At 44.6% G+C, this 8,271-nt stretch carries 8 protein-coding genes and 1 pseudogene; 4 read left to right on the top strand and 5 right to left on the bottom strand.

Going from position 1 to position 8,271, the window contains the following annotated elements:
- The 4 genes and pseudogenes from B4K20_RS06255 to B4K20_RS06240 form a co-directional block, all read left to right on the top strand.
- Nucleotides 1–151, top strand: a pseudogene (locus B4K20_RS06255) (adenine phosphoribosyltransferase); the annotation flags it as partial.
- A gap of 4 nt (nt 152–155) precedes the next feature.
- A complete protein-coding gene (locus B4K20_RS06250; protein WP_286304438.1) occupies nt 156–1,001 on the top strand; it encodes a flagellar protein MotY in 846 nt (281 codons plus the stop codon).
- Nucleotides 1,002–1,077: 76 nt separating this feature from the next.
- Entirely contained in the window at nt 1,078–2,958 is a 1,881-nt protein-coding gene (locus B4K20_RS06245) for a cation:proton antiporter (RefSeq protein WP_286304437.1), read from the top strand.
- Nucleotides 2,959–3,029: 71 nt separating this feature from the next.
- Nucleotides 3,030–3,920: a hypothetical protein gene (locus tag B4K20_RS06240; protein ID WP_289282274.1), complete on the top strand. Its 891-nt coding sequence runs from the start codon at nt 3,030–3,032 to the stop codon at nt 3,918–3,920.
- 3 nt (nt 3,921–3,923) lie between these two features.
- Here the strand turns inward: B4K20_RS06240 and thiE are convergent, their stop codons facing one another.
- The 5 genes from thiE to B4K20_RS06215 form a co-directional block, all read right to left on the bottom strand.
- Complete coding sequence (gene thiE / locus B4K20_RS06235) at nt 3,924–5,303, bottom strand: thiamine phosphate synthase (RefSeq protein ID WP_414673355.1); 1,380 nt, start codon at nt 5,301–5,303, stop codon at nt 3,924–3,926.
- Nucleotides 5,304–5,462: 159 nt separating this feature from the next.
- A complete protein-coding gene (locus tag B4K20_RS06230) occupies nt 5,463–6,260 on the bottom strand; it encodes a thiazole synthase (RefSeq protein ID WP_286304434.1) in 798 nt (265 codons plus the stop codon).
- 1 nt (nt 6,261) lies between these two features.
- The gene (thiS, locus tag B4K20_RS06225; RefSeq protein ID WP_286304433.1) at nt 6,262–6,477 is read right to left on the bottom strand and encodes a sulfur carrier protein ThiS; all 216 of its coding nucleotides are present in this window, start codon (nt 6,475–6,477) and stop codon (nt 6,262–6,264) included.
- Nucleotides 6,467–7,546, bottom strand: a complete 1,080-nt coding sequence (locus B4K20_RS06220) for an FAD-dependent oxidoreductase (protein ID WP_289282272.1) — start codon at nt 7,544–7,546, stop codon at nt 6,467–6,469. Before B4K20_RS06220 ends, thiS begins: the two co-directional genes overlap by 11 nt.
- A partial coding sequence (locus B4K20_RS06215; RefSeq protein WP_289282271.1) for a phosphomethylpyrimidine synthase ThiC occupies nt 7,546–8,271 on the bottom strand: 726 nt, incomplete at its 5' end. The genes B4K20_RS06215 and B4K20_RS06220, both read right to left, overlap by 1 nt.

Here is an 8,271-nt window from a genome sequence, read left to right as displayed (position 1 = left end):
GGCCACAGGGGGTACGGCACGAGCCAGCTGTGAACTTATACAAAACTTAGGGGGCGAGGTGGTTGCCTGTGCCTTTGTCATGGAGCTTGGTTTTTTGCATGGTCGTGATGTCCTAGCCCCATACCCTATCCACACTCTAATAAGCTATTAAGATTATGTTGAAACTCTTTATCGCCGCACTCTTAGTCTCGTCACCTTTATTTGCTGAAGAATTTCAGGCCCCCGTTACCGATACAAATTGGCAAGTCATTGAATCACCGCTTGAGTGTTCATTAATGCAAACCATTCCCAGTTTTGGCAAAGCCGGTTTTTATAGACGAAATGGACAACCATTACAACTGACGTTTGATACCGATAATCAACCTGCTGAAAATAGTCATGTGTCATTTGAAATGTCTGCAGCGCCGTGGCAGAACACTGAGGAGTTTGACACTTTAAAGCGTATACCCACCTCTTCAGGACAAAGACAATTCCAAATCGAAGGGCCCCTGGCACAACAAGCACTGGTAAAAATGCAGGATGGCCGATTTCCTATCATTCGTTACCGTTCTCAAGCATACGCTGATGAGATCACTGTAAAGTTATCCACTATTAAGTTCAGTGACTCATTACCAGCGTTTCAGCAGTGCTTAAACAACCTCTACCCAGATAGTTTTTCTGACATCAGAAAACTGACTGTTTATTTTGAGTCGGAAAGGACCAATTTAGACAAAGCTTCTCTTCAAGCACTCACTCGTGTAGCAGAGTACGTAAAAGTGGATGACAGTGTCAGTCAAATCACTATCACCAGTCACACTGACAGTTTTGGTCGCAAACGTTTAAATGTCCCACTTTCAGAGGCAAGAGCAAAAACCATACGAGACTTTTTTGTCGGCCAATATGAGATACCGGCAGAAAAAATTATCATGCGGTCGTTTGTCGATCATGATCCCGCAGCTACGAATAAAACCGCTAAAGGGCGTGCTTACAATCGTCGCGCTGAAATCGAATTAATCCGGTGAAAGGCTTTTCGGCGAAGCCAATTAGTGTCACCATTACATTCCGTTTAATCGTGCTCCAGTGAGCTAAAGGAAGAGAATGAATCACGAAGCAGTCATGGCACTGTCAGTCATTGGAATTATCGCCATTGTATGTCAATGGCTAGCTTGGTGGATAAAACTGCCTGCCATCGTCCTGTTACTGATCGCGGGTATTGTTCTGGGACCTGTGACAGGTTGGTTGGATCCCGAGGCATTATTCGGTGACCTGCTCTTCCCTACTGTCTCACTTGCTGTTGCTGTCATCCTGTTCGAAGGAAGCCTGACCCTCAAATTTGAAGAAATTCGAGGACTTCAAAAAGTCGTCCGCAATATTTTGACGCTGGGTGTGATGATCACCTGGTCTGCCATCGCCATCGCGACCCATCTTTTATTAGATTTCCCCTGGGCTCTGGCTATTTTATTCGGTGCCATTATGGTCGTAACAGGTCCCACTGTTATCGTCCCTATGCTCAGGACTGTGCGTCCCAATGCCAAAATCTCTAATATTTTACGTTGGGAAGGTATTGTTATCGATCCATTAGGTGCAATTCTGGCCGTTTTAGTATTTGAAGTACTCTTATCTATCCAGCTTCAGGGGCATGCCGAAGTCGGACATACTCTCTATATGTTTGCCAAAACGATTGTAGTCGGACTCAGCATTGGTGCTATCGCTGGTTACAGTTTTGGCTTGTTATTACGCCGTCATCTATTACCTGAGTATCTGCATAATGTGGCAGCACTGGCACTGGTATTTGGTACCTTTGCTGTGTCCAACGAAATCTCTGAAGAATCAGGCTTGCTGACGGTTACCGTGCTGGGTATCTGGTTAGCCAATATGAAAAATGTTCAGGTAGAAAATATCTTAGACTTCAAAGAAGATCTGAGTATTTTCCTGATTTCTGGCTTATTTATTCTGCTGGCTGCACGCCTTAATCTGGACTCATTCACTCAATTGGGTCTGGGCGCGGTTATTTTATTTTTATTTATTCAGTTTGTTGTGCGTCCCGTCAAAGTGTTTGTCTGTTCCATCGGCTCAGACTTAACTTGGCAAGAGAAAGCGATGATTAGCTGGATTGGACCTCGTGGTATTGTAGCTGCAGCCGTTACGGCATTATTTGCTCTGCGTTTACAAGATATCGGTTACGAAAAAGCCGACCTGTTAGTACCCTTATCGTTTGCCATCATTATCGGTACAGTTCTGGTGCAAGGTGCCACAGCTAAATTTATTGCAAAACGTCTCGGTGTGGCAGAGCCAGAAGATAGTGGTTTCCTGATTGTGGGTGCCAACTCTGTCGCGCGTGTGGTGGCACAGGCACTCAATGATAACGGCTTCAGAACTCGTCTTACTGATGGTAGCTGGAGTAATGTCAAAGAGGCTCGAATGAAAGGCATGGATACTTACTACGGTAATGCCGTTTCTGAGCATGCCGATCGTCACTTGGATCTGATAGGTCTTGGCCAGATACTCGCACTGACACCACAAAGTGAACTCAACGCTTTAGCCTGTATGCGTTATAAGTCAGAATTCGGCAGCAACCGCGTTTACTTTCTATCAACAGATAAAGAAAAAGATAAGGAACGCAGTGTTGTTAAATCACGAAAAGCAATAAGTCATGACTCTCATGTCTTGTTTGGCAGTGAAATCACCTATGCCAAAATGGCCAGCCTGATTTCCCAAGGTGCCAAAATCAAACAAACTAAATTAACTGAAAACTTCAGTTTCGCTGATTACTTGCGTGAGCATGGTCGTCGTGTGACACCGTTATTTGCCTTCAATCCTCGGAAACGTCTGCGCTTTTTCACCGCAGCAGAATCATTACAGCCTGAAATGGGTTGGACTATTGTGGCCTTAGTGCAAGATGAAACTGATCTGACGCCAGCAGAAATGAGTGCACCAGAAGTGGATGGAAGTCTTGATGAAAATCGTTTACCAACATAACAAAAGAATTCAGCTTTCAGGCCGATATATCAACTAGGAACACTGAGTTGAAGTAAGGGTAAAGTTATACCATGGCTGAAGACAATAACGACATTCTTGAAGAAGAAACAGAGACACCTCCCGCATCAGACGACACACCTGAGCGAGAGGTGGATCCTGAAGATAACGATACAGCCAAAGCCAACAGCAAAGATAAGCCATTGTTATTTGGCTTATCAAAATCACTGTTAATAAAAATAGGGATCGGTGTAGCTGCCCTCTTGCTTATCACAGGCTTAGCCCTATTTTTTCTGATGGATTCTTCAGATACAGAGGAAGAAGCAGAACCTATTTTGCTGGATGCTCCCACGGATTCAGACAATGAAGATACGGATAACCTCTCATCAGCAGATGAACAAAGCGCTGTCTTACCTGAAGTGGATACCAGTCTAGAAGATGACGAAGAAGAAGGCGTGGTCTTACCGACAGTAGTAAAAAAACAAACGGATGAAAATGGCAACGTCATCCCAACAGAAAACCTTATTGATCCCATGCCTGGTAATGAGACCGCTTTGAACGAGAATACTGCTTCAAGCGAAATGGCCAACCAGCAAAATAATGAAGCGGACACATTACCATCCATCACAACGGATTCCACAGACCCCAATATTGACGGTAGTTCACCAGACAAATTGCTGAAAGAAGTGATGGCATTACAACAACAGCTCAATAAGCAGCAGTCGACTAATCAAGAACTGATCAGGCAGATACAAGAGTTATCAAATGAAAATAAATCGCTGAAAAATGAAGATCTAACAGCAAGCAATTATGTGGCACCGGCGGCACCTTCATTCACAGATAATAATGAAGCTCAGTCAGATAACGATAAACCTATTCAGTACCAGGACTATCGTTATAGCCAGCAACACAAACTCAATATAGGGCCACAATGGGGTGAGGTTAACCCCAATCTAGACAAGTGATGATTATTGCCACATTGCTAACAATTGCTGGGTCACGTGTTGATAGTCATTTGCTTTTGTGATGGCTGTAATCATGGCCACTGAGTCTACCCCAGTTTTTCTGAGCTGCTCAGCTCTTTCAACATTAATACCACCTATCGCCACGACGGGATATTGCCCTTTCAATAAATCTACCCACTGCTGCAGACGCTCAATACCCTGTGGCGAGAATGGCATTTGTTTGCTGGTCGTTTCATAGATGGGACCTAAAGCAATATAACTTGGATTCACCGCCAGCGCTCTGGCAAGCTCCCAATATGAATGGGTAGAGACACCTAATCTCAAACCAGCCTCTGATATCTGCTTTATATTCGCATCATGCAGGTCTTCCTGACCAAGGTGAACACCATAAGCGCCAGCTTCAATCGCCATTTCCCAATGATCGTTGACGAAAAAATGTACAGGTTTGTTTGCTACCGTACTCATGGCTGAGTGCAGATGCTGCTGTATTAAGTCTTGATCAGCCTCTTTCACTCTTAACTGTATCGTTTTGATACCTTCATCAACCAGCTTTTTAACCCAATCAGCACTCTCCACGACCGGATAAATACCAAGTTCAGGACAAGTTGGAAATTCCAATGTTTGACCAATCAACTCAGGCTGATAACACAATTTGGGAAAATCAACTAACGCGATATCTTGCTGGCTATGATGAATAAGCTGATATGGCCCCGCCTTGTGTGAAAGCCTTATGCCACGTGTGACATAGGCTTTAGCTAATACCATAGCATCTCGTATATCTTGTCCTGATGCCAAATGTGAAGCCAGTGATGATGCTAAAACGCATCCTGTTCCTCTTACCTGAACAGTTGTTTTTTCGTTATAGAGATAAAAATCAGCTAATGTAGAAGAAACGAAATCTATGGCCAAAGCATTGTCGCTATGCCCACCTTTAACTAAACAGACACCAACACCTTGTTGACGCAGTAGTTGTGCCCCCGTCTCCACAGTGATATCAGGCTTTGTGAGCGCATAGAGCTCAGGTAAGTTGGGGGTCACCACCGTCACCAGAGGCAAAATCTCTTTATAGATGTAATTTTTGACATCCTCCGGTACAGTCATGCCACCACTGGTACTCCCAAGTACGGGATCAAAAATAACCGGACCGTTAAATTTATTCAGAATATCTTTGACACATTCTGCCATCGCAATATGTGGAATCAGACCTATCTTTATCGCTTTAATATCAAAGTCTGCCTGACAATTTTCAAACTGTGCCTTCACTTTAGCAGGACTGACTAGGCCAAACTCTGTTAATCCTTCTGCACTTTGCTCTGTTAAGCCAGTAATTAAAGAGAGTGGATGACAACCATGATTCTGAACCGTCATGATATCTGCCGACATGCCAGCACAACCTTGGGGATCCAATCCTCCAATCAGTAAAACAGCCGGTTTTTGATTCTGTGTGGCGTCCACGTATTACCTCATGTCAATAATTCTTTAGAGCGCGCTTTGAAATAAGCACGCTGTATTGCTGGCATCACCTTATTTGCCGGCCGATACTTAGGCATGTTGTTGCCAAATGGGCTGATCTAAGGTGGGTGTGCTAGGTTTGGCATTGTCGCGTTTAGGCATAACACCGGCTTCATAAGCCAAACGACCGGCATTGATGGCATCAGCAAAGGCATGAGCCATTGTCTCTGGCTCAAGCGCTTCTGCAATCGCTGTATTTAACAGAATGCCATCGTAGCCTAGCTCCAGAGCTTGAACCGCGTCAGAAGGTTTACCAATGCCCGCATCAACTAATAAAGTCATTTCTGGCAAACGTTCACGTAATGTCTTTAAGGCATAAGGATTGAGTAATCCCTGACCGGTACCAATGGGTGCTCCCCAAGGCATTAATACTTCACACCCCAACTCTGCCAGTTTCTGACATAACACCAGATCATCTGTGCAGTATGGAAACACCTTAAATCCATCTTCGATTAATATTTTAGTGGCTTCAACCAAAGCAAATGGATCCGGTTGCAAATTATAGCTATCGCCCAACACTTCAAGCTTAACCCAGTCGGTATCAAATAACTCTCTGGCCATATGTGCCGTATTAACCGCTTCTTTGACGCTATAACAACCAGCTGTATTAGGCAAAAGATGGCAGTTGAGCTGCTCAATCATTTGCCAGAACTGATCCCCACTTTGTTTATCAGCAGAGGTTTGTCGTCGTAATGACACTGTAATGACTTCCGCCTGAGATGCTTTAATGGCATCGATCATCACCTTAGGTGAGGGATATAACGCCGTGCCAATAAATAATCGGCTACTGAGTGTTTGTCCATAGACTTGCCAATCAGATGCTTTCATCTCAACCTCCACTTATTGGAGACACAATATCAATACGATCTCCATCATGAATCACTACATCCTGCCAACGAGATTTAGGTAGCAGTTCATCATTAATAACAATCACAAAACGGCCCTGCACTTGTTGACCTTCAACAAACTGTGCCACGGTGTGTTCTGCATCAATATCCAGTAACTCACCATTGAATTGAATCTGTACGATTACATTAGATGTCATACAACGCTCCAAATTGTATTTGCCCACTCTGCCCTGCTAACAAATGACATAAATCATCAATAACGGCCGGCGCAAACAAATAGCCATGTCGATAAAAACCATTGATAACGTAACCCCAGTCGGTTCGTCTTATCGTGGGAAGATTATCGGGAAGGCCAGGTCGACAATGTGCAGCCATTTCCAGAATGCGTGCTTCAGCAAAGCCTTTATGCAAGCTGTACAAGGCCGACATTAACTCCAAACCACTTCTGACGGTTAGCTGAGAGCGATCATCACTTTCTATCACAGTGGCACCCAGTACATACTCGTTATTTGGACGTGGCGCCAAGTAAAACGGATAACGTGGATGCATCAATCGTATCGCGTGTTTGAAGTTCACTTCAGGCGCTGATACACGAATCACTTCGCCTCGCACACTACGTAATTCGGCTAAATTTGCTTTACCGCCATTGCCGCGACAGTCCAACACCACATCAAAGCTTTCTGCTGAACACTGCAGATAACGTTGTGTGAGCTTTTCGATCTCGGTCGAATTCAACTCACCGATCTCATCTGTTATCACCCAATTAGCATGCAACTCAAGGAACGAAGTCAATTGCTGATAAAGCTGGCGATTATCAATGCATGATTCTTTTTCAAACCACATGGCTTGATCGAAGCGTTCAGCTAATTCTGGCTCGCGTAAACTCAGTGCCGCTTTATCCAGCTGAACATAATCACTGTCTGCCAGCACATGTTTGGCCCGTCTATCAAACCGTTCCATTTCGGCTTTATCACCCTGATGTGCTACGACTAAAGTGCCTTCATTCTGATAAAACACCGGGGCTTCTAACTCGCTGAGCCATTTAGGCCATAGCTGATAAGAACGCATACCAATCGTTTTCACTAAGGGTTCAGCTGTCACCGCTTCAGTTAATGGTGCAACCATCGAAGCGGCGACAAAACCAGCACTATCGCTACCGGTTTTGTCGTCTTTCGATAACAATGTCACTTGATAGCCTGCCCGAATCAGACGCCAAGCTGTCAGGCGTCCGATCAGGCCACTACCGATGATGAGATAATGGCTCATCAAACCTGGCGATAAATTTTGCTGCCGCCTTCCTTGAATTCCTGAGATTTCTCAGCAAAGGCCGCTTTCACATCATGTGAAATTTTCATTGAACAAAACTTCGGACCACACATTGAACAAAAGTGAGCCACTTTTGCTTTAGGTTGTGGCAAAGTCTCATCGTGATATTCACGTGCTGTATCCGGGTCCAAACCAAGATTAAATTGATCTTCCCAACGGAATTCAAAACGGGCTTTTGATATCGCGTCATCACGGATTTGTGCACCCGGGTGACCTTTACCTAAATCCGCTGCATGGGCTGCAATTTTGTAGGTAATGATGCCGGTTTTGACGTCATCTTTATTTGGCAGACCGAGATGCTCTTTTGGCGTGACATAACACAACATCGCCGTGCCAAACCAGCCAATCATCGCTGCGCCGATACCAGAAGTAATATGGTCATAACCTGGTGCGATATCGGTCACCAATGGACCCAAGGTGTAGAACGGTGCTTCATGACACCACTCCAATTGCAGATCCATATTTTCTTTGATCTTATGCATAGGTACATGGCCTGGACCTTCGATCATGACTTGCACATCATGTTTCCAGGCAATTGTGGTTAATTCACCTAAGGTTTTTAATTCCGCCAGCTGGGCTTCATCATTCGCATCAGCTTGAGAACCAGGACGTAAACCATCCCCTAATGAAAATGACACGTCATAGGCTTTCATGATTTCGCAGAT

The sequence above is a fragment of the Methylophaga sp. UBA5088 genome, assembly GCF_002414625.1.
Lineage (GTDB): Bacteria > Pseudomonadota > Gammaproteobacteria > Nitrosococcales > Methylophagaceae > Methylophaga > Methylophaga marina.
The sequence above is the reverse complement of the archived record's forward strand: the minus strand, read 5'-3'. Positions and strand labels throughout refer to the sequence as shown.